The 497-nt window shown below is 50.5% G+C and carries 1 pseudogene; it reads left to right on the top strand.

What is annotated here, in order from left to right:
* Positions 1-497, top strand: a pseudogene (locus tag F988_RS15175) (hypothetical protein); the annotation flags it as partial.

Here is a 497-nt window from a genome sequence, read left to right as displayed (position 1 = left end):
AAGCCAACCTTTAGCGGTGCTACGGTTACCAATGCAGACAGCGTGGCAGCTGGTGGCACCACCAACTACATCACACAAGGCAACACCAGTGCAGTCAATGGTGGCGACGTCTACAACGCCATTGCCAACACCGAACAACAATATACTGGTGACAACAATAGCGTTATTATCAAACGTAAACCAAGTGATGTATTAACCCTTAAAGGCGGCGCAACTACCGCAACGGAAAACAACATCCAAACGGTGGCAAACGCCGATGGCAGTATTGGCATCAAACTTGCCAAAGACGTGAACCTAGGCACCGATGGCAGCCTAACTGCTGGCAACACCCTAGTTAACAATGCTGGCGTTACCATCAGCAATGGTACAGCAGGACAGCCAGTAACCTTAACCAACACTGGCTTAAACAATGGCGGCAACACCATCACCAACGTAGCACCGGGCGTCAATGGCACCGATGCTGCAAACGTTGACCAACTTAAAACTGCTGCTGCTGC

The sequence above is a fragment of the Acinetobacter parvus DSM 16617 = CIP 108168 genome (assembly GCF_000368025.1).
Taxonomy (GTDB): Bacteria; Pseudomonadota; Gammaproteobacteria; order Pseudomonadales; family Moraxellaceae; genus Acinetobacter; species Acinetobacter parvus.
The sequence above is the reverse complement of the archived record's forward strand: the minus strand, read 5'-3'. Positions and strand labels throughout refer to the sequence as shown.